The following is a 22,290-nucleotide window of genomic DNA, read 5'->3' on the forward strand; positions in this document are numbered from 1 at the left end:
CCAGGCGCCGGGGCGCCGTCAGATCTGTGCGGGCGCGGCCTTCGTGGACAGGCCGTTCCCGCGAAGTGCGCCGGTGGTCTTGCCGGTTCGCTCCCGCAGCAGCACGCGCAGTGTGTTGGGATGCTCGTAACCGACCTTGCGCGCGATGCTCTCCAGGGACAGTTCGGTGGTGCGCAGCAGATGGGACGCCTGCTCGATCCGCAGGTCCTGGACGAAGCGGATCGGTGACGTCCCCAAGGTGCGCTGTACCGAACGCTGCAGCGTCCTCTCGGTGACGCCGATGGCCCGGGCGGCCTCGGGAATGCTGATGGGCTCGGCCATGCGCTCGCGGACCCAGCGCTCGAACGCGCTGACCGTCGGGTCGCTCTGCGCCAGCGCGCTGGGGATCGTGTAGGCGGACTGCGAAGGGCGCTCGTCCAGGATCAGGTAGCGGGCGACCAGGTCGGCCAGCGCGGGGCTGCTCTCCCGGATGATCGCCAGCGTCAGGTCGACGTGTCCGAAAGCCGCTCCTGCCGTCACAACGCCCTCGGACGGGACCACCATGCGGCTCTCGTCGAGGTGCACGTCGGGGTAGCGGGCGCGGAATGCCGGAGACAGCCACCAGGTCGTGGTGGCACGCAGCCCGTCCAGGATCCCGGACTCGGCCAGCAGGAAGGTGCCGGCGCACGCGGACGCGATCCTGGTGCCGCGTTCATGGGCCTCGGCGATCAGATTCCGTACCGGCAGCGACTCGGGGCCGGCGACATAGGCCAGCACCTCCTCGGGCCCGCGGCCCGCCCGGGCGGGCACGATCAACAGATCCGTCTCCTGCGCGCACTCGACGGGCTCGACGGCGACCAGGTGTCCGGCCCCCGTCGGGATCTCGCTGTGGAAGCCGACCTTGCGCACATGCCAGGACAAGCCGTCGCCGAGTTCTCCCGCCATCGCATTGGCCTGGTCCAGCACATCCAGGATCGAGGCGAGTCCGGAGTCGAAGACACCGTCGTGAACAAGAACCGCGATCTCCATACCGCGCACGGTACCAGTGTCGGAAACGCCATCAAAGATTTCGTTTCCGTCGCTGATGGGATGGGGGTCGACCAAGTCGACGGCTGACGCGCGCATCCACTCAGAACACCCCTGCGGCCGTGGGCCGCAGGGGTGTTCTCGCTCCCGCGCGTCATCAATGCCGCGGCACGCGGGGTCAGGTGGTGGGTTGTGTCTCCATGACGGCGAAGGCTCCTGCGGAAGTCGTGTTGACGCGGTGCAGGCCGGCTGCGGTGAACAGGGCGTCGAATTCGGCGATCTGGCGTTCCCTGCCGCCTGTCATGTCAAGCATGTTCATGTCCATCAGCGGGGCGAGCCCGGGACGGCCCACCTCTCCGACGAGAAGATCGATGACGGTGATGCGCCCGCCCTTCGTCAGGTGTGCCCGGCAGTTCTGAAGGATGCGCACGCAACTGGCGTCGTCCCAGTCGTGCAGGATGTACTTGAGTACGTAGAGGTCTGCCGGCGGAACCGACTCGAAGAAGTCCCCGCCGACGGAGGTGAAACGCCCGTCGAGCCCCTCGGCCTTGGCCGCCTCGGCGGCGGCGGGGGCGATGTGGGGCAGGTCGAACACCCCGCCGTGAAGTTCGGGGTTGGCCCTCATCATGGCCCGGACGACATCACCGCCGGCTCCGCCGATGTCCAGGGCGAGGGTGACTCCCTTGGTGTCCAGGACGGCGGCGATGTCGAGGGCGGCGTCCCGTGACAGGTTGCTCATGGACTCGGTGAACGAGGATGCCTCGTCGAGGTGCTGGGCGAAGTAGTCGAAGATGTTCGCCTCGCCGTGCGCTGCGGTGACCTGGTGCCGGCCCGTCCTGACAGCCTCGGGGAATCTGCCCCACGGCAGCCAGTGGCCCGGTGCCGACTGGGAGATGGCGAAGTGCCGTAGCGAGTGGGGGTCGTCCTGTTGCAGCGTGCTCAGCAGGGACGTGCCGGTGAAGTGACGTCCGTCGTCGGAGGTCATCAGCCCCAGGGAGGCGCAGGTGCGGAGCAGTCGGCGGGTCGCGTCGGGGTCGGTGGACTCCGCTTCGGCGATCGCTTCGGCGGTGTCGGTTCCCGCCGCGAGATGGTCCGCGAAGTTGTACAACGCGGCGGCCCGAACCGTCTGAGTGACCCAGAAGCCCGTCACCATGCCCATCATGCGCTCATAGTCCTGAGCCTCCGCCGGGTCGGTCGACGACGCTCGTACGCTGGTCAAATCGGTCTCCTCTACAGGGCGACGGCATGGCGCCGCCGTCACATCGCACAACCGTCCGGCCACCTGTCGGGTGAGCCGTTGACGGACATCTCTCTTTGGCACCGCCCTCGACGGGCGTCTCGGCGCTCCGCGGTCGTACCGCTAGTCAACGACGAGTTCGACCGGGACGTTTCCGCGGGTGGCCTTGGAGTACGGGCAACCCGCGTGGGCCTGCTCGACCAGCTTGCGGCCGGTCTCGTTCCGCAGGTGCTCGGGGAGCTGCACGCGCAGCACCGCGGTGAGGGCGAAGCCGCCGTCGGTGGTGTCCTTGGCGAGGCCGATCTCCGCGGTCACCGAGATGTCACCGGTGGGAACCTTGGCCTCTCGGCCCGCCACGCCGAGCGTGCTGGTGAAGCAGGCCGCGTAGCCGGCCGCGAAGAGCTGCTCGGGATTGGTGCCCTGGCCGTCGCCGCCGAGGGCCGGCGGGAATGCCAGGCGCACATCGAGGTGCCCGTCGGTGCTGGTGGCGCGGCCGTCCCGGCCGTTGGCGGTGACGACCGCGGTGTAGACAGCGTCCATGATTCCGACCACTTCCCTTGACTGTTCAACTGCTGTTCGGATGTGCCGACTTCAGGGGTGGAGAGAGGGCCCTCGGGGCCCCGGTCAGGAGACCTTGGTCCCCAGCAGGTCGACCGGGGCGATCACCGGCGGCGCGCTCAGCTTCGTCTGCGCGGCCTCCCCCAGGGCGGCGGCGATCCGGCCCGACAGGTGTGCTTGGCGTCCCTGCTCGTCCTCGAAGGTGTCGAACACCCCGAAGACGGTGGCGTTCTCACGGAACGCGAACCACGTCACCGTGCCCTGTTCCTGCTCGGCCAACTCCTGCGCGCCGCGCAGCATCGCCGCCACCTCGTCGGCGTACTCCGGCTTGGCCTCGATGCGTACCAACAGACCGACCTTCATGTGACCGCTCCTTGCCTGAGGACCGCCGGACTCCCCGGCGCGCAACGAACCTATGGCGGCGGCTGGTGATCACATCAGCGGCAGAAGCGACACGGTTGATAGTGTTCCCGCCATGCGCATAGCGGTCGTCGTCTACGACGGGGTGTTCGACTCAGGGCTCGCAGCCATCCTCGACGTTCTGGACAACGCCAACGCCCTGGGCGGGCAGATCCACGAACCGCCCACCTGGAACGTGACCCTGGTCGGCCCCGCTCCACAGGTGCGGACCGGGGCGGGTCTCCTCGTGGCGCCCGAGCCGCTTGAGCAGGCAGACACGGCGGACCTGTTGGTCGTACCGGCACTCGGGGGGAGTGACCCTTCGGTACTGCTCGACCACGTCGGCGGCGATGCGTCCCTTGCTGTCCGTGACCTCATCGCGCGAACTCGCGTCCGCGGCGCGACCATCGCCTCGGCGTGCGCCGGTACGTTCCTCCTGGCCGAGGCGGGAGTGCTGGACGGGGTGCGCGCCACGACGACCTGGTGGCTGTCACCGGTGTTCCGGGACAGGTATCCCGGGATCGAGTTGGATCACAGCCAGATGGTCATCAGCTGCGACGGCATCACCACCGCGGGCGCCGCTTTCGGCCATGTCGATCTCGCCCTGGCGATCGTCCGGTCCGCCAGCCCCGCCCTCGCCGACCTGGTCGCCCGCTATCTCGTGGTCGACGAACGCCCGTCGCAGGCCGCGTACGCCATTCCCAGTGCGCTGGCCCAGAGCGATCCCACGGTCGCGGCCTTCGAGCGCTGGACCCGTGAGCATCTGGCCGAACCCATCAGAATCCCCGATGCGGCCGCCGCCATCGGCGTCAGTGAGCGGACCCTTCAGCGTGCCGTGCAGCGCACCGTCGGGACGTCCCCCATCCGATTCGTCCAGGACCTGAGAATCGAACGCGCCTCCCATCTGCTGCGCACCACCGGCCTGTCCATGGAAACCATCTCCAGGAAAGTCGGCTACGAACATCCCAACACCCTGCGCGTGCTTCTCCGCGAACGCACCGGGAAGACCACGTCGGCCCTCCGCGGCAGCAGGTGACCCGGCACCTCCGCGCAGGACATCCGACTCTGCTCGCTGCCGTCGTCTTCCAGGACATCTGCTGCTGACGGAAACGCTATGAACAGTGTCGTATCTGCCGCTGACGTGGCCACCGATCAGCACCGTAGGTTCATGTCGAGCCGGTGATCCGGTCATTCCTCATGAGGAGCGGCGCTGGAGATCGCTCGCACGGCGCAGGGCGCAGCCCCTGGCCTGGTTGGTGACCAGCGCAGGAGAGGAACGTGAACGAACATGATCAGAGGCAGACGAGCGCGTGCGGAAGCCGGGCGCGGCGGCGGGACGGACGGGGGAACCCTGGGTCGGCGCGGCGTCCTCGGCGGTCTCGCCGCCCTCCCCGTCCTGTGCGGCATCGGTTCGGCCGGCTCTGCTCCGGCCGCCGCGGCGGCGCGGCCGGACAACCTCCCGAAGGCCGTCGACGACCTGGTGCGTGGAGCGGAGCGGAGGTACCACGCCCCGCTGCTGACCACGGGAACCCGGCTGTTGCTGCCGACGGGCATCAAGGCCGTACCCGTCCAGGACTACTACCACCGTCCGCACCTCGCGTCGGCCCGGTCCACGTGGCCGCACATGACGGCAACCGACGGCACCCCGGTCGACGCGTCGGTCCTTCCCGAACGCGGCGCTCCCACCCGTATCGCGATCCTGAGCGGTTTCACCGAGGGCTGGTACGAGCTCAGCCACGCGAGCGGGAGAACCGACCGCGTGACCTGGGACGCCCGCAAGCTGCCCTTCGTGTGGTTCTACGGCGAGTTCGGCGCCACGAACGAGGCCCCGTACCACAAGCGGTTCTTCACGCTCGCGCTACAGCCGCTGTCCCGCAATCCGTACTCCCGCAATCCGTACTCCCGCAACGTCCAGATCCGCTAGGAGCACCATGTCTCACCACTTCGACTACCCGGAAGACGAGACGCTGGACATCACCGACGCCTACTGCTTCGCCGGGGCCGGCGACCGTCATGGCCCCCGCACGGTGTTCGGGATGAACACATCGCCGACGTACGGCAAGCCCTGGAATCCCGCGGGCTACTACGAACTCAAGATCGACACCGATGGCGACCTCGTCGAGGACATCACGTATCGGGCCACCTTCCCGATCGGCTCCGACGGCACGCAGCACGTGCAGGTCGAGCAGCTCACCGGCGCCGCAGCCACCGACCGAAAGGCCTCGGGCACGATCATCACGCCCGCCGACGCGCCCGTCGGCGAGGTCGTCGAATGCCGCCACGGCATCAAGCTCTTCGCCGGGCAACGCCGCGACCCGTTCTACAACTTCATTCCGTTCCCCGTCGCGACGGCGAAGGCACTGGCGACCGGTACTTTCCCCGACTTCGACGCACTGCGTCCCGCCCACGACGATTTCGCGAACACCAGCGTCAGAGCCTTCGTGCTCGAGGTACCCGTCGAGGTCACCGGCCGCGGCCGGGTGCACTTCTGGGCGACCACCGCGTACTTCGACACGGGGCACGGCACCTGGACTCAGCTCCAGCGCGCCGCGGAGCCCAACATGACGACCTTCTTCGACTTCGCCCATGGCCCGGCGCACGTCGACTACAACGCCACCGTCCCCACGGACGACCTCGTGGGCCGGCCCGCCCATCCCGCAACCGATCCCGCCTCGGGAATCTGGGGGCAAGTGCGGGACGACATCGCAGCGGTCGTCGAGGCCGGCGGAACGTACGGGAAAGGTCCCCACCGCTTCCCGACCGCACGGGCCTACGGTGCGTGGGCGGCAGACATGCTGCTCCCGAACGTCCTCACGTTCACACCCGGCACCGTCGCCCACTGGGACCCGTGGTGCGACCTGCGTAGCGGCAGGGGCGTGAGGGAGGACATCGCGTCCAACGTCATCAAGATGATCGTGAACGAGGACTTCTCCTCGGGGCTGACCCCGGGGCCGCTGCTCGACTACTTCCCCTACGTCTCTCCTCCGCCGGCCGGCTGAACCCTGCCCGGCCGGCCGCCCGCCCGGATCCCCGTCTACAGACAGGTGCGGGTGAGCCAGTCGTCGGAACTGTATGTATCCCTGGCCGGATCGGGCACTGTGGCCGGCTGTTGCTCGACCAGTTGCTCCGGGCGAATGCGCTCCGGCAACTTTCCGAACCGGGCACGCCGAACGGCGTCGGCGGCATCCGAGAAGCTTGTCTCTTCAGGTGTCATCTGGTCCTCCTCGGTTCAGCGACGTCGGTGGTCGTTCAGCGAAATCGGTGGTCGTTCAGCGACGTCGGTGGTCGGAATCGGTCGACCGATCAGAATCGGTCGACGTCGAGAACGGCTCGGGCGAATGCTTCGGGCGCTTCCTGCGGCACGTTGTGGCCGATTCCCTTGAGCGCCCGGTGGTCATACGGGCCCGTGAACTTGTCCCGGTATGCCGCGCCGTCGCCGGCCGGGGTGAAGGGGTCCAGTTCTCCGTCGAGGGTGATGGTGGGCACCGCGATGCCGGGCGCTGCCGCGAGGCGGGCCTCGATGCCGTCGTAGCGGGGATCGCCCTGGGCCAGGCCCAGCCGCCAGCGGTAGTTGTGAATCACGATGGGGACGTAGTCCTCGTTGTTGAAGGCCGCGGCGGTGCGGTCGAAGGTGGCGTCGTCGAAGTTCCACGTCGGGGAGACGTTGTGCCAGATGAGCTTCGCGAAATCGTGCCGGTACTGCTCAAAGCCCAGCGCGCCGCGTTCGGTTGCGAAGTAGTACTGGTACCACCATGCCCACTCGGCCGCGGGCGGCAGCGGCAGCTTGTTCTTCTCCCGGTTCGTGATCAGGTATCCGGTCACGGAGACCAGTGCCTTGCACCGCTTCGGCCAGAGGGCGGCGATGATGTCGGCGGTCCGCGCCCCCCAGTCGAAGCCTCCGAACACGGCCTTCTTGATCTTCAGGGCGTCCATCAGGGCGATGATGTCGTAGGCGATCACCGACTGTTGGGCGTTGCGGAAGGTGGTCGACGAGAGGAAGGTCGTGGTGCCGTGTCCGCGCAGGTAGGGAACGATGACTCGGTGCCCCTGGGCCGCCAGCAGGGGCGCGACACCCACGTAGCTGTGGATGTCGTACGGCCACCCGTGCAGCAGGATGACGACGGGTCCGTCGGCCGGGCCGGCCTCGGCGTAGCCGATGTTGAGCTCGCCGGCCCTGACTTGCTTCAGCTCCGGGAAGGACCCGCCGCCCGTGTGCGGTGTCCGCGGCGGCGTCCCCGTTTCGGCGGCGCCGGGCCCGGACGACGAAGACGCTGCTGCCGCGGGGCCGCTCAGACCGATCAGCGATGCCGCAGCCGTTCCCGCTGCGCCCACGCCGATGACCTTGCCGAAGGTACGCCTGTCGATCATCTGGGAACCGTTCTGTCCGTGTCGGCCGGCCGGGCGCTTCGCGCCCTACCGGGGTCTCTGACCAGCCATCGTGGCGCTCAGGCGCCCTTGAGGCGTCAGTGTCCGTCCGCAGTCGTGCCTTCGGGTTTCCCGCACATGCGGCTTCTGCATTCGCGGATTCTGCACACGCGGCTTCTGCATCCGCCGCTCCTGCTGCCGCCACTTCAGGGTTCACCCGATGGATCCGCGCATCCCTGGGGCCAGGGCGGATCGGCCGCACCAAGTACCTTGCTCCCATCGAAGCCGACCATGAATGCCCACCATGAATGCCCACCATGAATGCCCACCATGAATACCGACCATGAATGCCGACTGCGCTGAGCAGGGGGTGGAGGCTGTGTCACGTCTCAGTGTGGTGATCGCCGACGATCACCCCGTGGTCCGTGCGGGCATGCGCGCGCTGTTGTCCCGGGACGAGTCCTTCGAGATCGTCGCCGAGAGCTCGACCGTCCCGGAGACCGTGCAGGTCGTGGCCGAAGAGCAACCGTCCGTGCTGTTCCTGGACCTCACTATGGCGGGCCAGTCCAGCCTGCCCTCGATCCCCGACCTGCTCGCGGCGTCGCCCGATACCCGCATTCTGATCCTCACGATGCAGGAGGATCCCGCGTTCGCCCGCGCGGCCCTGCGGATAGGAGCGGCCGGATACCTGCTCAAGGAGGCGGCAGCGGAGGAACTGGTCGGTGCGGCTCGCCAGGTCGCGCGGGGAGCCACGTACCTCCAACCTGCCATGGGTGCCCGACTGGCCATGGCGGACGCCGGCGCTTCCGGTGCCGATGGAGATGTCTCTCTGACCGTGCGCGAACTTCGGGTTCTCTCGCTGCTCGCCCTGGGCCACACCAACCAGGAGGTCGCGCGACGTCTCTACGTCTCCGTTCGGACAGTGGAGACCCACCGCGCCAGGATTCGGGACAAGCTCGGGACCGAGACACGGGCCGAACTCATCGCTGCCGCTCGTGAGCGCGGGCTGCTGGGATGACCAGCACGCTGCGAGCCAAGGCCGGCCCGCTGATGGAGGCGGCCGGTGCCACGCTGCTGGTCATCGCCTTCGCGGTCGAGGTCCTCCAGCAGCAGCCCCGCTGGGTGATGCGCTTCTCCCTCGGCGCCGCCGTCGTCCTCATCGTCGCGGCGGCACTGAACCACGCCGTCCGGAGGGCATGGCTGGCGGCCCTGTGCGGGCTCGCACTCATACTCGCCGTGTCACAGCTGGTTCGCATGACCAAGGAGCCGCTTTTCAACGGCTTGAACGTCGTGCCCCTCCTGCTGATCGGCTGTGCCGTCATGCTCGGCCGCAGTGCGGTGGCGCGCCGCCACAGTCTCGCCCGGGAGCGGGCTCAAGCTCGCAGCGACGGGGAGGAACGGGAACGTCGGCGCTGGGCCCGTGAGTTGCACGACGAGACGCTTCAAGAACTGGTCGCTGTTCAGATCGTTCTGTCGGCCGCCGCCGGCACGGGCCAGTCCGCCGCCATGAGCGAGGCCATCGACCAGGCGCGGGGCTTGATCGCGAACCAGATCACATCCTTGCGGCACCTGATCGTGGAAATGCGCCCCTTCGCCCTCGATCAGCTCGGACTCGTACCCGCTCTTGAGACGCTGTGCCGACGCACCGAGGAAACCTTCGGGCTGAACGTCGACCTGCGCGTCGGAGCGGAGTGGCGCGGGCTCGGGGACGAACTGTCGCCGGAGGCCCAGGCCCACGTCTACCGCATCGTGCAGGAAGCGGTGAACAACGCGGTCAAGCACGCTCAGGCGAGCCGCCTCCTCGTGGAACTCGACAGCGACGACCACACGATCACCGTCGCGGTCAGCGACGACGGCCGCGGGATGGACCCGCAGCCTTCCGCACCGGTGAACCGATCCGCGCTCCGCCCGGTGATCTCCACAGGCACCGGACTGTCGGCCATGCGCGAACGCGGCCACCTGCTGAACGGACACCTCAGCGTCGGTCCCGCGCCGGGCGAGGGAACCTGCGTCACCCTGCGGATTCCCCGCCATGCCAAGCAGCGACGTTCCAGGCGGTAGCCATGCGGGCGTACGGTCCCGCCTGCGTTCGGCGTCGGCGGTCAGTCGGCACTCGCCGCGAACTCCAGGGCAAACGGTGCCTGTTGCGGCGACACGATGGCCGGCTGGTCCTTCGCGACAGCGGCACGGCAGTCCACCCGTCGGCGCTGAGCTGCGTGGCTGTCGGCCTACTGCGATGACCGTCACTCTCGCAGATAGCGCTTCCTGAGGCGCAGCGCCCAGCGTGTCCACCGGGGAGTGCCATCACTAGGCCATACGGCCCATCTGACCTGCGAAAACGCAGAGGGCGCCCCCGGCGGGGCACCGACAGCATCTGTACGGTCCCGGATAGGTCGTGAGCTGCTACTTTCCGGGACGGTGGCCGTGCCGCAGCAGCGTCGCCGTCGGCGTAGGGGTGGTTCCCGGTGAGCGTCCGGGGCACGGGGGCGCACGCTGAGCCTCTGGAAGTTCATGATGCGCCGTCAGAGACCGTCGGCAGTGATGCCGGGTTTGAGCTGTGGGTCCGGCATGGTTGTGCGTTGGTGGTGGCGTCGGTGGCCGGGTACGCCTCGTATGTGCATCAGCGTGAGTTTGCCCTGCAGGGCGGCGCGGATGCGGTGAGCGCGACGTTGTGGCCGTTGTCGGTGGACGGGTTGTTGCTGCTGGCGACGGTGGGCTTGTTGAACTCTGCACGCGACGTGGGGCGTCGTGCGCGGGCTGTGGTGTGGCTGGCTTTCCTCCTCGGTATTGCGGTCTCTCTGGCGGCGAATGCGGCTGCTGCACCTGCGCTGGCGTGGAAGCCGATGTTGGTGGCGGGCTGGCCGCCGGTCGCTCTGTTGCTCTCGGTGGAACTGCTCGCTCACCGTCCCGGACGTCGAGACCGAGGCGAGAGCGATCGCGGCCCGTCGACGTCATCCAGCCCTGAGAAGCGAGACGGCGGCTTGTCCCGGAACCGAGAGGAGACAGGGCAAGCCCCGCGAGAGGAAGGCATCGAGGGTCGAGACGAGACAAGTCCGGCACAGCGAGCGGTGAACGAGAGCGGTCGAGAGCCGGCAGGGGATGGCGAGGGGGTGAAGCAGATTCTGCCGCTGCAGGGCGATCGGTCTCGGTCTGCTGGGTCGACGGCGGAGGAGGTGATGTGGGAGCACTTTCGGCGACAGCTGGCTGCTGGCCGTGCGCCGAGCGGTGCTGAGTTGGATCGGGTGGCGGGCACGAACAACTACGGGCGGGCCGTGCTGGCCCGTTGGCGGCGGACCGGCCGGATCCCGGACGCGGTGGACCCGACCTACGGGGACGGAAGCCGCGGTCACTCATGAGTGTGATCCCGAACAGCACGTCGGCACGGGGGATGTTGGCTACGGCAGCAGAGCTGGAGAGCCGCAGTTTCCCGGTGATCCACTCCTGAAGCGGGCCCGGACTCTTGACGCGCGACATCGGGAGCGGCATCAACGGCCCATCTCGGCTGAGTCGCTGGGCAAGGAACCGGACATCGGCGTGAAGAAGCCGAGGCAGTTGGTTGCTCTGGTACGGACGGGGCGTAACGGAAAAGCTGCAGAGAAACATCAGGGCTGACGTCGGAACATTAGATTCGGACGATGGCGCTTTGCGGGAACTGTCGGTGCTTCTCAATTCCCTTTGGCACTGCATGTGGCCATGATTGTGAAACGCTCGTGCTTCTGGTGTCACTTGCGTAGCGGGAAGTGGGAATGGGCATGCAGGGTTTTCTTGATCGTGACGCGCTCTCCGGTACGTATCCTGCGCAGCGACACCTGCGTCCGGTGCGGCATGCCCGTTTGGTTTTCGATAGTGACTTCGATGACTTTGTTCAAGTTGTCGAACGGCTCTGTCAGACATGGGGAGGAGCCAGCGACTTGCTGGTTCCAGTGTCTCGTGAGGGGGCGGTGGAAGAGTCGTACGTTGATCTGCTGCGGCGTAGTGAGTTGGACCGTCTGGTCGTCCCGACTCGTGCGTGCGACTCTGACGCTGCTCGGCAGTCCATCGAGGACCTTGCCAAGCTGGTGCGCTTGGAGTCGGGCCAACGAAGAGAAGAGATCCCCGTCCTGCTGATCGCTGCGGCCCGCGACCGGGAGCGGTTCAAGCCGCTCACGTCGGTGACCGTGGTGCAGGAGAGTCCTTGGCATCTGGCCTATCTCGTCGAGCTCGGTCGTCTTCCGGAGAATCCGAGCGCTGATCTTCTGGATCGAGCTGGCGCACGGGAGGGCCTACGGTTCGAGGAGGTGATTGATGTCCGACGTGAAGTGGTGGCGGAACCCGGCCTGGCGGATCTTCGAGAGCGACGGAGCGTGCCTCAGCCGGTGGGACTGAGTCGTCTCGCGCTCACCTCTCGCCGGTTGGGTAACACCCAATTCGCTTTGGACGGCTGGCTGGAGGAGCCTCAGGCATGGGCTCGACAACTCGGTGGAGATCTTGTCGTCATGTACCAGCCTGACAGTGTTGCTGATGCCTGCTTGTTGTGGAACCTACGGGCAGTTGCAGGTTGGCCTGTCGGACATCCCGTCGGACTGCCATGTCCGCGGCGGGCCGACGGAACAATTGATGTGGTTCAAGCAGTTACGCTTGTACGGGACTCGGTGCAGAAGAATCAGCGTTGGGGACTCCACGGGCCCTTGCCGGTGCTGACGTCGGCGAGTTTGTCTCCAGACGAGTTGGCAGAGATTTCCTCCGCCTACACCTCCGCGAACGGCTTTCAACCTGAGGTGGCAGCCCCAGGAGACATCTTGACGCCTGGGCGGCCTGCGTCCCGTAGTGCGGCCACCGCGCTAACGTTCGAAACTGGGCGGGCGCTGATCGCTACGCGGACCGATGAAGACCGGGAATGGCTGGCGGCCCTGTCACGCGGACGTGCGGCACTGCGCATGACAGTGTGCCTCGAACGTCAACCTATCCCCACAATCGCAGCGCTCCGTAGCCGTGAGGACCACTGGCTGAGATACGGCGGTGGAGGCTCGATCGTCCGCGCCTCCGATGACGATATCCGTGAGGTGATCTGGCCTCAGACGTGGACCATGCTCGAAGCCGTCGCAAATGAGCACGGGCTGCGAGTGGCGGAGTCCCCCAACGGTCAGCAGGCCATGTCTCTGACCCGATTGGCGGGTGGGCCATCTGAGTTGCAGTGGTTGTGCCACCGAGGACTACTCAGGCTTCTGTACGACACCGCGGCAAGTACTTCCATGAGTTGGTTCAAGAAACGCGCAACGAAACTCGCCGAGCAGGTAGCGCAGGTTCAGGATGACCCAGCTGCCGCCATGGTGCACTTTTCGCAAATCCTCGAGGGAGTGAACGTCTCGCATGACGCCGAGACCTCAGGAACCTTCTCCTTCGGACAGTTGAAGACGGCGTTGGCTACGAAAGATAGCGGTGCGCGGGCGTGGCTGAGCTGGGCTGAACGTCAGCAACTTGTAGAGCGCCTGGTCCAACTGCGGTGCGAGCACTGTGGCTGCAAGCTGCTGAATGAGTTGGCACAAGCTGCGCCCCCGATCCCTTGTCCTCGTTGTGGCCTGACCATCAGGGCACCGTTTGACCTGTCCGCCGTCACTTTCCGATACAGGCTGTCCGAGCCTCTGCGCCGTTCCATCGGCGACGACTCGGTCTATCACGCCCTCATCATGCGTTGGCTGATCTCAGCTCTGAACACACGTCCTGACTATCTGGTCGGCGCCCACACGGGAGTGAACTTCTACAGGGACGAGGAGATGATCGGCGAAGCCGACGTCGTACTGCTCTTTGCCGACGGCAGTCTGGTGCCGGCCGAGGTCAAGCGCCACGGTCGCCAGCTGAACGACACTGAGGTGGGGAAACTCCGTGCCATTGCATCGGCCGTTGATGCACCGGCTATCATCCTCGGCGCGGGTGACAGCCATGTGGACTGCCCACAGGCTCTGAATTTCGACGTAGACGACGGCTCATGCCGCGTGATCACGTCTGACTACTGGCTCAATCCCCAACCCCGTCCGGCATTCGGGTGGGCCGATCTTCCTCACTGGGGGACCGGACATGATGTTCCCGCGCCGGACGACTATGAAGCGACTTTCGGACAACGCATCGCCGCAGCCCAGCAGCGCGCCTTCGGCTCCGACGATCCAGTACGCCGCCTTTGGCGCAGATGATGCGAAGGCGATGTAGGGCCAGGCCGTGGCGGTAAACGTCTACTCGATCTGTCGTAACACCCTGAGGACCTCTTCGGCGTGCGCCAATCCGGTCGCGTCATTTGTCTCCCGGTAGTGCTGCAGAGCGCTGTCGGCGTGCTCGTGTGCTTCGTCGAACCTCCGGAACTGCAGGAGGACGGTGGCGAGGGTCAGACTGCAGTAGGCAGCATCGTCCAGAGCGCCGATCGTCGCGTACGCTTCGATCGCGCGGACGAGGTGGCGGCGTCCCTCCTCCAGATTCCCCATGGTCAGTAGTAGGGATCCGAGGTTGTTGTACGCAGGGCCTCGGTTCCTGGAATCGCAGTCCGGTAGGGAGGAGAGCGCCCGCTCGTGGTAACCCAGTGCCTTTTGCAGCAGATCATCTGCGTTCTGGTGGGCCTGCATCCTGTCTATGGCCCGCCGGTGATAAATGTTGCCCAGTTGTCCGTAGACGAGTGGGCTGCCGCGATAGCCAGCGTCGACTCTTACCTGCAGACTCCGGCAGGTATATTCCTCCGCCGCATCCAGGTCGACGAGCCCCGGTACGTGCATGGCTGCGGCTCCGAGCAGCTGGTTCGTACTCGCGATGCTGTGGGTGTCCCCCAACTCTTCGAAGAGCCTCAGAGCAGACAGGTAGGTGTCGAAGCATTCGGGGCTTTCGAGCCCTTTCAAGATGTTGCCGAGATCCACATAGGAGACCGCCAAGCCGCGCGTGACTTCCTCCTGCATGCTCTGCAGGAACCCCGGTTGGTCAACGCCGCCCATCCATTCCGCCAAGGTTTTGGCCTGAGGCAGTGCTGCCCAGTCCACCGGATCCCGCTCCAACGTCTGGAGGGTACGAATGTCATGCTCGATTCGTGCTTCTTGGAGTCCCCGAGCGCGCCCCCACCGCTTGTTGCGAATTGAGCGTTGGACGATGAACTCCGACACGTAGCTCCAGAGAATCTCCCGCCCGGGCAGGGGGCCATCGGTCTGCGGATCCATCGCGTGGCTCGCCGCCTCGTCGATCACAGCGTTCCACGTCTCCTGGCGGCCGCTGCTCTCGTAGATCACACGCAACCCGGACATGATCCCTTGCAAGAGGTGCCAGCCGTCGGTCTGCACACACATTCGGAAGGCCGCGAGATAGTTGTCCTCCTCCTGGCTCGCGGAGGTGACCGCGGTCTGCGAGCCCTTGCTGTTCTCCATGTGGTGTAAGGCGCCCAGGCCTGAAAACGCGAAGATGAATCCCTCGGCGACACGTGTCCGGCCCTGGGGGGTGGGTAGCACCTCCGGCAGCAGGGGGTGCAGAAGGAATGCCTCGGAGTCGACGTGTTGGGCGACGCCGATGTTGCACAGGTCGAGCAGCAGTCGTTTCCAGTTGATGGGTTGAGCGGGTGGTTCGCCCAGGTGGGTCATCCCCAGATCGACCATGCCGAGTACCCGAAGACTGATGAAGCCTTGGGCGAGGCCGAGTACAGACGAGCAGTAGTCGGTGATGGGTACATCTTGCCGAATGATCTCGCGGAGTGGCGTGAGTTCAGCGCCCGCAGCGTCCCGTTGTGGGCTGGCAACTGTTGTGGCCGCCTGCCTTAACAGGCTGGCCCGGGCATCGCTGCTCCACAGCCCATGGCTGGCTATGTGCTCAGTGAGCGCGCAGAGCAGGAGCGGGTTGCCCCTGCTCGCCTTAAGTAGATCGCTCCAGTCGTCGGGGGAGTTTTCGCTCGGCGCTATCCGCTCGCTCAGGAGGGCATTGATGAGAGCGGCGCTGTCCTGCAAGTGCATACCCTGCAGGGGAATCTGATGTGCGGCCGTCAGCCAGGACGTCTCGTCGCGCCGGGAGGTGAGTAGGACGCGTACTCCCCTCCCGGCGAGATCGGCGGCGAATGCCCCGTACTCCCGCAGGCGTTCGGCCTCTGCGGAGCCGCTCAGCGCCTGCACGTTGTCCCACACCCACAGCAGTAATTCGCCGCTCGCTAGGGTCCCTCCAGTACGTAGGGCCGCCTCGTACTGCTCCGCCAGGTATTCCGGGGTCCGCGGCTGACGGAACGAGGTCCACAGGACGAGGCCGGGACTGCTGGCGGTCAGCCTGTACCAGCGGGCGAACTCGGCGGCGACGGCGCTCTTCCCGGCTCCGGCCATGCCGTGCAGGCAGACGATGCGGTGCTCGTCGAATGACCTGTCGAGTGACAGCATCGTTTGGTCCTGTCCGACCAGACCGGTGGCGGGCGGTGGCGGGATAGTCGTATCGAGACTGACAAGGTCGGGGGACAGTTCTTTGGATCCGGGAGGGCAGCCACCGGAAGGGGTTCGTACGAGGGGCGTGGAACGTTCGTAGGCCACTGGCACGACCCAGTCAGCCAGTGGCCGCGTGTGTCCGGAGACTTGGCGTAGGGGCTGGTCGGCCAGCGCGCGCCGGGCTCCGGTGACGGCTTCACCGAGCGAGGCGCCCCCGGCCAGTTGCTTGTACACGGCAGCGACTGCGTCGCCTGCTGTTGGAACATAGATGCTGTAGCGCATCGCCAGAACGCTGGGCACTCCAGCTCGGAACGCCTCCATCGCGAACGATGGGTACGCCTCCGGGCCGCGGTTCGGTGCGGCTGTCGGGAGCCCCGGCGCGGTTGGCGAGGACGACGCGTCGGAGTGTGCGGAGCGACACGCGTTCAGTCCCAGTACCCGTACTCCGGCAGACACGAGGACCTTCCCGAGCACGGCCCCGAACATCAGTTGGCCTTCGGGGAGACCGTGCGGATCCTCGAAGACGATGTAGCCGCGGGGTTTGGAGCTGTTTGCAGCCGGATGCTGGGTGTCGTCTTCCTCGTACTGGCCGTGCCCATCAAAGTGAACGATGTCGAAGGGAGAACCTGCGTCCTTTGCTTCTGCCAGGCGGACGCACAGCCGTTCGTACGTTGCGGGGCGCAGCACCTCAACAGTCAGCCCCGGTCCGGGGCCGCCGCCTTCCAGTAGACGCAGGGCCACCGCGCGGTAGGGCACATCGTAGGAGCCGAACGGCCTTGAGATGACCACGAGGACTCTGATGGGGCGAGCAGCGTCCGCTGCCTCCGCTGCTGCTCCCGGTGCATGCTCGGCTTCCCCTTCCCCGGGTATGGCGCGGACGAAGGACGAGGCGCGTACGGCCAGGGCTGTTTCGCCGGGCGGGCACAGTGCCTCCCACATGATGGCGTCGCCCTCCGGCGTGTCGTCCTGGATCTCGATGCGGAGTGTGCTCAGGCAGGGCTCGGCCTCGGCCCACACCTGCCGCATCCCTTCGGTGAGAAAGATCTGAGAGAACCACCTCTCTCCGAGTCGCTGCAGGCTCTCGGTGGCGCTGCGGGCCACGGAGTCACCGGCCGGAGTTGGATATTCGAGGTAGTCCTCGAAGTACCAGCGCAAGTCCTCACGTTGCTGTTCCGAGGCCCCCGCGGGGTACGTGGTGCCCCCTTCCATAACCCAGTTTGGGCCGCTTAACGTCGCCAGGATCTCGGATGGCCGTGTCTTGGTGCCATGCTCGGCACGGATATGCAGCACAGAGGCTGCCGCGCGGCGACTAATCTCCGCCTGAGCTGTCGTCATGGCGGTTCACTCCCAGCACGATGTGGTTGTAAGGCAGGAGAGAGGTTTGGTCGTCCGCTCGCGCGATGTGGCCGGTCGACGGGTAGAAGCGCCACTCATCCCACTGCCAGATCAGGACACGTGATTCGGGAATCTGCACCGCCACGTACGCTCCCGCCGCCAGCGCGGCACGCACGGGTACCCGGCTGAAGCCCAGCCCTAGGCGAATGTCCTGGACCGGTACGTTCCGCCGACTCGGGCTGGCTAGCGCGCGGGTCAGCCCGGCAGTCATCTGCCCCAGCATCCCCACGGCCGGGTGGAGCACGCTGCCGATCCGCAGTCCGGCGCGGAACACCGGGGAGTCCAGGAAAGCGATGAGCTTCTCGTCCTCTTCGTTCTTGACGTTGAGCGTGTAGCAGCGCAGCGCGAGACCCTCTGCCGGGACCGGGAGATTGACGAAGAGCGGCTGTCCGATGAGCGCGGCGCGCTGCCCCTCCCGCACGCGCTGGGTGATGCTGAAGTGGTAGCTGTCCGGCTCCTGGCTGGCTCTCCCGGAAAGGATCTGGAAGTCGAACAGCACATGGTGCATCCCTCGCCCTGGGTAGTCGGCGACATGGAGCCGGTCCAGGCTCACCGTCACGCTCGCCCCCGCCAAGGCAGTATCGGGGCGGACGTTGCCGACGTGGGTGATCTCCACGGGACTTTCCCGGTCGCCGAGGAGCGGGATGTGGCCGAAGGCGTGCGAAGTGTGGGCCCACGCACGCTGCGGGAACAGCCTCCGGACACCTCCTGCGAAGGTGACCCCCGCCGGTCCCTTGGCGGATGCAGCGAGGGCGTCAGCCGCCTCGATCTCACCGACGGCACGCAGCACAGCCTCGGCACGCTCTGTTGGAGCTTCGCCGATCACCGGCGGGTAGCCGTTGAACGCGTCCCCATTCATCCGTCTCCCTGCCCGTGAGCCTCGGAGCCCAGGATCTCCGATGCTGACGCACCGTTAGCAGAAACATATCCCCGTTCTGCAGGGCGTGTTCCTGTGGAACGGGGATTCTTTTTGGCTGGAACCTTGAGCTCGCGTCTGTCCTGTACCGAAGGGTGGTGGTGTGGTGCGTGGTGGCCGATACCCGTTATGAGCTCGTAACACGATCATGCAGCCCAGTCCCAGTAGTCCTGTCGTGGTGGAGCGTGGAGCGTGGGCCTAGATCGCGGGCGACGGCTTGTGTGGGGAAGAGTGGCTGGATGAGCGTGATGTGGGCGGCGACGTCGCCGGAATCTGGGCTGTTCCATCCGGTTGAGAGACGTTCAGAGGTGAAGGATCTGTCAGACCGCTTCAACGACCTGCGTTCCTGCGGCCAGGGGTACGTCGAGGTTCGGTCGCCGAACAAGGAGTTCCCGGTGCTGATCCTGGCCTTCCGAGGTGATCACGCGGTCGTCCATCTGATGAGTGACGCCGAGCGGATGTCTCTGCTCGTAGGAGACGGCACCGTGCCCTCGGGTTCCGAGGTCGAAGTCCCGATCATGGACGACCTCGCCGCGTTCACTGGCGAGTTTGTCCTGGACACCGATCGGGCGTGGAACCTGGTGCACGACTTCACCCGGACGCGGGCGGCCGGCCCTCTGGGTGAGTGGTGTGAGTTGTAGCTAAAGGCTCATGACACGATCACGACCGGTGCTTCTTCAGCCGCCTCCAGCAGATGAGGCCGCAGGCCAATGAGACGAAGGCGTCGTGGAGTTCGGTTCGGCGTTCCCAGCGGACGGCAAGGCGTTTGAACTGGTGGAGCAGGGCGAAGGTCTGCTCCACGACGTAGCGGAGTTTGCCCAGCCCCTTGATGTTCGGGGCGCCCTTGCGAGAAATGACCGGCAGGATCCGGCGCTTGCGCAGCTCCTCGCGGTTGGGGTTGGAGTCGTAACCCTTGTCCCCGAGCAGCGAATCGGGGCGGCGGCGTGGACGACCGGGACGCCCGGCCACGGGCGGGATGCCGTCGACCAGGGCGAGAGTCTGGGTGACGTCATTGACGTTGGCAGCGGTCGTGATGACCTTGAGCGGGGTGCCGCGGCCGTCGCAGATCAAGTGGTGCTTGCTGCCCGTCTTCCGCCGGTCGACCGGCGACGGACCGGTGTCGGCTCCCCCTTTTTCGCACGGATGTGGGAGCCGTCCACGCACGCTCTGGACCAGTTGAGTTCGCCGGCGGCGTTCAATTTGGCGAGCAGGATCCGGTGCAGTTGGTTGAAGACGCCTGCCTGCTGCCACCGCTCCAACCTGCGCCAGCAGGTCTGCCCGGAGCCGAACCCCAGCTCCAGCGGCAGCAGTTGCCAGGCTATGTCGTTGTGGAGGACGTACAGGATTCCCTGCAGGCATAGCCGGTCCGCGACCGGGCGCGGCCCCGGTGACTGTTCCGGCCAGGGCGGCAGCAGCGGCTCGATCAGCATCCACAAGTCGTCATGCACGATCCATGGCCGAGTACTCACACCCTCCCGAACGGCCGAATCTTCACATCAGTCCCGCCCAACCAGGGCACCTCAACAAGATCGTGTTACGAGCTCTATGCGGAGTTCCGTGAGCTATGCAGCGGAGCTCGGGCTACCTGACGTGATCGAGCCTTGTTCGAACTCGATCGGGCTGATGTGGACCAGCGCGGAATGCCTGCGCCTGTTGTTGTGCCAGGTCCATGCGGGCTTCGGAGTTCCTCAACTACCTCTCTTCGCTCTCGCTTGATGCTGGCGAAGAAGGATTCTGTGAGCGGTGCTGTCATAGCTCGATCCGGCGCGACCACCGGACCGGCATAGTGCGTGCTTGCGGCAAGCGGTGGCGAATGAGACCTGGGTTCCGCGATCGGAATGAAAAACGAGTCGTCCGGCAGCCGCTGCCCGGTGCCTTCCACGTTTCAGCTCTTCGTGCTCGGACGGAGTCACTGCTTCGCCGTCCCCGCCCGCAGCCACCTGGGCGCCCCCTTCCGGAGCGACTGGCACCAAGCTCATTGGCCATCGAGTTGATCGACCGGCCGCTGATCCCACCAGCTTCACCGCGTCCCGCTTGAACTCCTCCGAAATACGGGGCCACGCTCACTTGGGCACCTCTCCCTCGGATCCCGCAGCCCGATCTTCAAGAGATATACGCAAGCAGGGGGAAACCGTTCACGACCATGTCGCCAAAAGGGGAGCGAGAGTTGCAGCCACCGCGGCGGAGCGTAGATACGGGGCGGCGCTATGGAAGTCGAAGGGCGCGATGCTGTCGATCAGGTCGAGGTCCACAGTCGGGAAGCGCTGTTTGAGGGGTCGGGGGATCGCGACGATGTCTCCGTGATCGCACAGGTTGACCCAGCGGCGTACACCCGCCGGGCGCTGTCCCGTGCCGTTCGTGGGGGCCGGCGACAGTCGGTCGAACACACCGTGGGCGAGAGCCAGGGGTGAGCCGAGGGTCAGGAGCAGCTCGATGTCGAGTTCCGGGTGGGCGTGTAGGGCTTCGTAGGTGACGACGGTGCCGAGGGAGTGGGCGACCACCACGCGGGCGCTGGCCGAGGCGATGGTGGTGGCGACCTCCTCGCGGGCGGCGATGCGTGCGGGGTCTTCGTGATGCCTGAGGTAGAGGGCGACCTCGCGGAAGAACAGGGCTATGAAGGCTCGCGTCAATCGGCCGTCGAGGCTCAGGCGTTCGGCGATTACGGAAACGAGTTGCCGCAGCGGGACGGCCAGGCGTCCCTGCCCGGTTACCGAAGGAAGACCCAGCCCCAGAGACTCGTCCGAAGTCTCTGCCCAGTGGGCGATCTCCTGGATCGCTTCTGGGTGTTCGCGCTCGAGTTGCTCCAGAGCGTCTGCGCCTTGCGAGACCGGTCTGTTCCGATGGAGGTGATGGGCATAGTAGGCGTAGGTGAGGGGGACCTGTTCGGGGGCGACACCGAGCCCCGTGGCGAGTTCCTCGGCCCAGGTCGCCGAGCGAGCAGCGACGATTTCGGCAGGGGCGTGCCCGGAGGCGTAGTGGCCCACGCCATGCACTGCCACGATGGCGGTCATTTGATGGCGGTTCCTTGGTCGGGTGCTGTGTAAGGGCGCAGGGGGAGGTGCTGGGCATCCGGGGCCAACTGATGATGTCCGGGCCAATTCCGACGAATACGGTGCCGTCTTGGGCCACGGTGACCGCGAATACGGTGTCCGGGAACCAGAAGACGTCGAGCAACCTGCCGTTCGTCACGTCCCAGAGCCGCAGAGAGCGGTCGAGACCCCCGGCGAGGACGTGGGGCCGCCCATGGAGGAGGACGGGCGTGATGGCGAAGACCGCACGAGTGTGTCCTTCCAGGCGGAGCCGTGGGCCGGCAGGGAAGGTGGTCACTCGCACCTTGCCCCTGTTGTCACCGCTGATGACAAGGTGATGTCCGTCTAGTTCGACGGTGGCGACGGCGTGTACTGGGGCGAGGTGCTGGGTCACAGCCCGTGGGCTGGGTGGGCCCTGAAGGGAGGCTGACCAGACTGCACCCGAGCGGTCCCCTGCCAGGATGTGAGTCGGCGAGGCCGCCAGACAGGTGGCACCTCTTGGGACTGTGAGAAATACCCGCTCTTCTGCGGGGAAATCCGAGGAATCCAGCTCGTCCTGATACGGCCAGCGGGACAAGTAATCCAGGCGGTCGGCGCGGTAGAGCAGGACGTCGCCGTGGGGGGCGGCGTAAGCGACGTACAGGATCCCGGAGATGACCAGTGCGATGACTGCACGGGCACCGGGTGGGTCGGAGATGACGCGGTGATCGAGATGCTCCTCCACCAGGCTGGTATCCCAGAGTGCCACCCCTTCGTTTGCGCAGGAGGCGAGGATCAGTGGGTGTTCCCCGGCTTCCAGCACTGCGAGGCCTGTGGGGTGATCTTGAACTGGATAGTCGAGATGATAGAGAAGAGAAATCCGCTGTCTGTCTCCCGTCCGCGTGTTCCACAGGGCCAGCGTTCCGTCCGCGCTGCCTGAAACCAGGCGGCCGTCGGGAAGCGTCGCCAAGGCGTTGATCGCGTGTGTATGCCCGGATAGCGCTG

18 protein-coding genes and 1 pseudogene are annotated in these 22,290 nt (G+C 66.3%); 8 read left to right on the forward strand and 11 right to left on the reverse strand.

Annotated features, from left to right (window positions below):
• Positions 1-18: 18 nt before the first annotated feature.
• From ACIHFB_RS06670 to ACIHFB_RS06685, 4 genes are all read right to left on the reverse strand, one after another.
• Positions 19-1,008 (reverse strand): helix-turn-helix domain-containing protein, encoded by a 990-nt coding sequence (locus ACIHFB_RS06670; protein WP_365279473.1) that lies wholly within the window; start codon positions 1,006-1,008, stop codon positions 19-21.
• Positions 1,009-1,183: 175 nt separating this feature from the next.
• A complete protein-coding gene (locus ACIHFB_RS06675) occupies positions 1,184-2,224 on the reverse strand; it encodes a methyltransferase (protein ID WP_400125665.1) in 1,041 nt (346 codons plus the stop codon).
• Positions 2,225-2,365: 141 nt separating this feature from the next.
• Complete coding sequence (locus ACIHFB_RS06680; RefSeq protein WP_365279467.1) at positions 2,366-2,782, reverse strand: organic hydroperoxide resistance protein; 417 nt, start codon at positions 2,780-2,782, stop codon at positions 2,366-2,368.
• An 84-nt stretch (positions 2,783-2,866) separates the two neighbouring features.
• Entirely contained in the window at positions 2,867-3,163 is a 297-nt protein-coding gene (locus ACIHFB_RS06685) for an antibiotic biosynthesis monooxygenase (protein ID WP_365279464.1), read from the reverse strand.
• Between the two features lie 112 nt (positions 3,164-3,275).
• On the opposite strand from ACIHFB_RS06685, the gene ACIHFB_RS06690 reads away from it, so the two are divergent.
• From ACIHFB_RS06690 to ACIHFB_RS06700, 3 genes are all read left to right on the forward strand, one after another.
• Positions 3,276-4,235 (forward strand): helix-turn-helix domain-containing protein, encoded by a 960-nt coding sequence (locus ACIHFB_RS06690; RefSeq protein WP_365279461.1) that lies wholly within the window; start codon positions 3,276-3,278, stop codon positions 4,233-4,235.
• 252 nt (positions 4,236-4,487) lie between these two features.
• Positions 4,488-5,123, forward strand: coding sequence for a hypothetical protein (locus tag ACIHFB_RS06695; protein ID WP_365279458.1), 636 nt, complete (start codon positions 4,488-4,490; stop codon positions 5,121-5,123).
• Positions 5,124-5,130: 7 nt separating this feature from the next.
• On the forward strand, positions 5,131-6,198 hold the full coding sequence (locus ACIHFB_RS06700; protein WP_400125668.1) for a DUF4331 family protein: 1,068 nt from the start codon (positions 5,131-5,133) through the stop codon (positions 6,196-6,198).
• Between the two features lie 35 nt (positions 6,199-6,233).
• On the opposite strand, the gene ACIHFB_RS06705 is transcribed toward ACIHFB_RS06700, so the two are convergent.
• On the reverse strand, positions 6,234-6,413 hold the full coding sequence (locus ACIHFB_RS06705) for a hypothetical protein (RefSeq protein ID WP_365279452.1): 180 nt from the start codon (positions 6,411-6,413) through the stop codon (positions 6,234-6,236).
• Positions 6,414-6,502: 89 nt separating this feature from the next.
• Positions 6,503-7,567, reverse strand: a complete 1,065-nt coding sequence (locus ACIHFB_RS06710) for an alpha/beta fold hydrolase (protein WP_400125669.1) — start codon at positions 7,565-7,567, stop codon at positions 6,503-6,505.
• 376 nt (positions 7,568-7,943) lie between these two features.
• On the opposite strand from ACIHFB_RS06710, the gene ACIHFB_RS06715 reads away from it, so the two are divergent.
• From ACIHFB_RS06715 to ACIHFB_RS06730, 4 genes are all read left to right on the forward strand, one after another.
• On the forward strand, positions 7,944-8,582 hold the full coding sequence (locus ACIHFB_RS06715) for a response regulator transcription factor (protein WP_365279446.1): 639 nt from the start codon (positions 7,944-7,946) through the stop codon (positions 8,580-8,582).
• Positions 8,579-9,625 carry a sensor histidine kinase gene (locus ACIHFB_RS06720; protein WP_400125672.1) on the forward strand — a complete coding sequence of 349 codons (1,047 nt, stop codon included), beginning with the start codon at positions 8,579-8,581 and terminating at the stop codon, positions 9,623-9,625. Before ACIHFB_RS06715 ends, ACIHFB_RS06720 begins: the two co-directional genes overlap by 4 nt.
• A 533-nt stretch (positions 9,626-10,158) precedes the next feature.
• Positions 10,159-10,920 carry a DUF2637 domain-containing protein gene (locus ACIHFB_RS06725; RefSeq protein ID WP_400125673.1) on the forward strand — a complete coding sequence of 254 codons (762 nt, stop codon included), beginning with the start codon at positions 10,159-10,161 and terminating at the stop codon, positions 10,918-10,920.
• A gap of 390 nt (positions 10,921-11,310) precedes the next feature.
• Positions 11,311-13,731, forward strand: coding sequence for a hypothetical protein (locus tag ACIHFB_RS06730; RefSeq protein WP_400125675.1), 2,421 nt, complete (start codon positions 11,311-11,313; stop codon positions 13,729-13,731).
• Between the two features lie 39 nt (positions 13,732-13,770).
• Here ACIHFB_RS06730 and ACIHFB_RS06735 read toward each other — a convergent pair whose 3' ends face one another.
• Together ACIHFB_RS06735 and ACIHFB_RS06740 are read right to left on the reverse strand one after the other, a co-directional pair.
• Positions 13,771-17,301 carry a CHAT domain-containing protein gene (locus ACIHFB_RS06735; protein WP_400125677.1) on the reverse strand — a complete coding sequence of 1,177 codons (3,531 nt, stop codon included), beginning with the start codon at positions 17,299-17,301 and terminating at the stop codon, positions 13,771-13,773.
• Positions 17,276-18,220, reverse strand: coding sequence for a hypothetical protein (locus tag ACIHFB_RS06740; protein ID WP_400125679.1), 945 nt, complete (start codon positions 18,218-18,220; stop codon positions 17,276-17,278). The genes ACIHFB_RS06735 and ACIHFB_RS06740 overlap by 26 nt, the downstream gene beginning before the upstream one ends.
• A 365-nt stretch (positions 18,221-18,585) precedes the next feature.
• Here ACIHFB_RS06740 and ACIHFB_RS06745 point away from each other — a divergent pair, with 365 nt between their 5' ends.
• Positions 18,586-18,918 (forward strand): hypothetical protein, encoded by a 333-nt coding sequence (locus ACIHFB_RS06745; protein ID WP_400125681.1) that lies wholly within the window; start codon positions 18,586-18,588, stop codon positions 18,916-18,918.
• A 19-nt stretch (positions 18,919-18,937) separates the two neighbouring features.
• On the opposite strand, the gene ACIHFB_RS06750 is transcribed toward ACIHFB_RS06745, so the two are convergent.
• The 3 genes and pseudogenes from ACIHFB_RS06750 to ACIHFB_RS06760 all read right to left on the reverse strand — a co-directional run.
• Positions 18,938-19,707, reverse strand: a protein-coding gene (locus tag ACIHFB_RS06750; protein ID WP_400126731.1) for an IS5 family transposase whose coding sequence is annotated in 2 segments (ribosomal slippage) — positions 18,938-19,426 and positions 19,429-19,707 — 768 coding nt in all. Because the reading frame shifts where the segments join, the coding sequence is not laid out codon by codon here.
• Positions 19,708-20,412: 705 nt separating this feature from the next.
• Positions 20,413-21,288, reverse strand: a complete 876-nt coding sequence (locus ACIHFB_RS06755; protein WP_400125683.1) for a serine peptidase — start codon at positions 21,286-21,288, stop codon at positions 20,413-20,415.
• A gap of 190 nt (positions 21,289-21,478) precedes the next feature.
• Positions 21,479-22,255, reverse strand: a pseudogene (locus tag ACIHFB_RS06760) (hypothetical protein); the annotation flags it as partial.
• Between the last annotated feature and the right edge of the window lie 35 nt (positions 22,256-22,290).

The organism is Streptomyces sp. NPDC051963 (genome assembly GCF_044593495.1).
Taxonomy (GTDB): domain Bacteria; phylum Actinomycetota; class Actinomycetes; order Streptomycetales; family Streptomycetaceae; genus Streptomyces.

Bases quoted from the DNA above. Each gene is read 5' to 3' on its own strand.
- ACIHFB_RS06720 (WP_400125672.1), top strand. From the start codon at position 8,579: ATGACCAGCACGCTGCGAGCCAAGGCCGGCCCGCTGATGGAGGCGGCC.
- ACIHFB_RS06705 (WP_365279452.1), bottom strand. From the start codon at position 6,413: ATGACACCTGAAGAGACAAGCTTCTCGGATGCCGCCGACGCCGTTCGG.
- ACIHFB_RS06685 (WP_365279464.1), bottom strand. From the start codon at position 3,163: ATGAAGGTCGGTCTGTTGGTACGCATCGAGGCCAAGCCGGAGTACGCC.
- ACIHFB_RS06735 (WP_400125677.1), bottom strand. From the start codon at position 17,301: ATGACGACAGCTCAGGCGGAGATTAGTCGCCGCGCGGCAGCCTCTGTG.
- ACIHFB_RS06690 (WP_365279461.1), top strand. From the start codon at position 3,276: ATGCGCATAGCGGTCGTCGTCTACGACGGGGTGTTCGACTCAGGGCTC.
- ACIHFB_RS06680 (WP_365279467.1), bottom strand. From the start codon at position 2,782: ATGGACGCTGTCTACACCGCGGTCGTCACCGCCAACGGCCGGGACGGC.
- ACIHFB_RS06695 (WP_365279458.1), top strand. From the start codon at position 4,488: ATGATCAGAGGCAGACGAGCGCGTGCGGAAGCCGGGCGCGGCGGCGGG.
- ACIHFB_RS06700 (WP_400125668.1), top strand. From the start codon at position 5,131: ATGTCTCACCACTTCGACTACCCGGAAGACGAGACGCTGGACATCACC.
- ACIHFB_RS06740 (WP_400125679.1), bottom strand. From the start codon at position 18,220: ATGAATGGGGACGCGTTCAACGGCTACCCGCCGGTGATCGGCGAAGCT.
- ACIHFB_RS06730 (WP_400125675.1), top strand. From the start codon at position 11,311: ATGGGCATGCAGGGTTTTCTTGATCGTGACGCGCTCTCCGGTACGTAT.
- ACIHFB_RS06710 (WP_400125669.1), bottom strand. From the start codon at position 7,567: ATGATCGACAGGCGTACCTTCGGCAAGGTCATCGGCGTGGGCGCAGCG.
- ACIHFB_RS06670 (WP_365279473.1), bottom strand. From the start codon at position 1,008: ATGGAGATCGCGGTTCTTGTTCACGACGGTGTCTTCGACTCCGGACTC.
- ACIHFB_RS06755 (WP_400125683.1), bottom strand. From the start codon at position 21,288: ATGACCGCCATCGTGGCAGTGCATGGCGTGGGCCACTACGCCTCCGGG.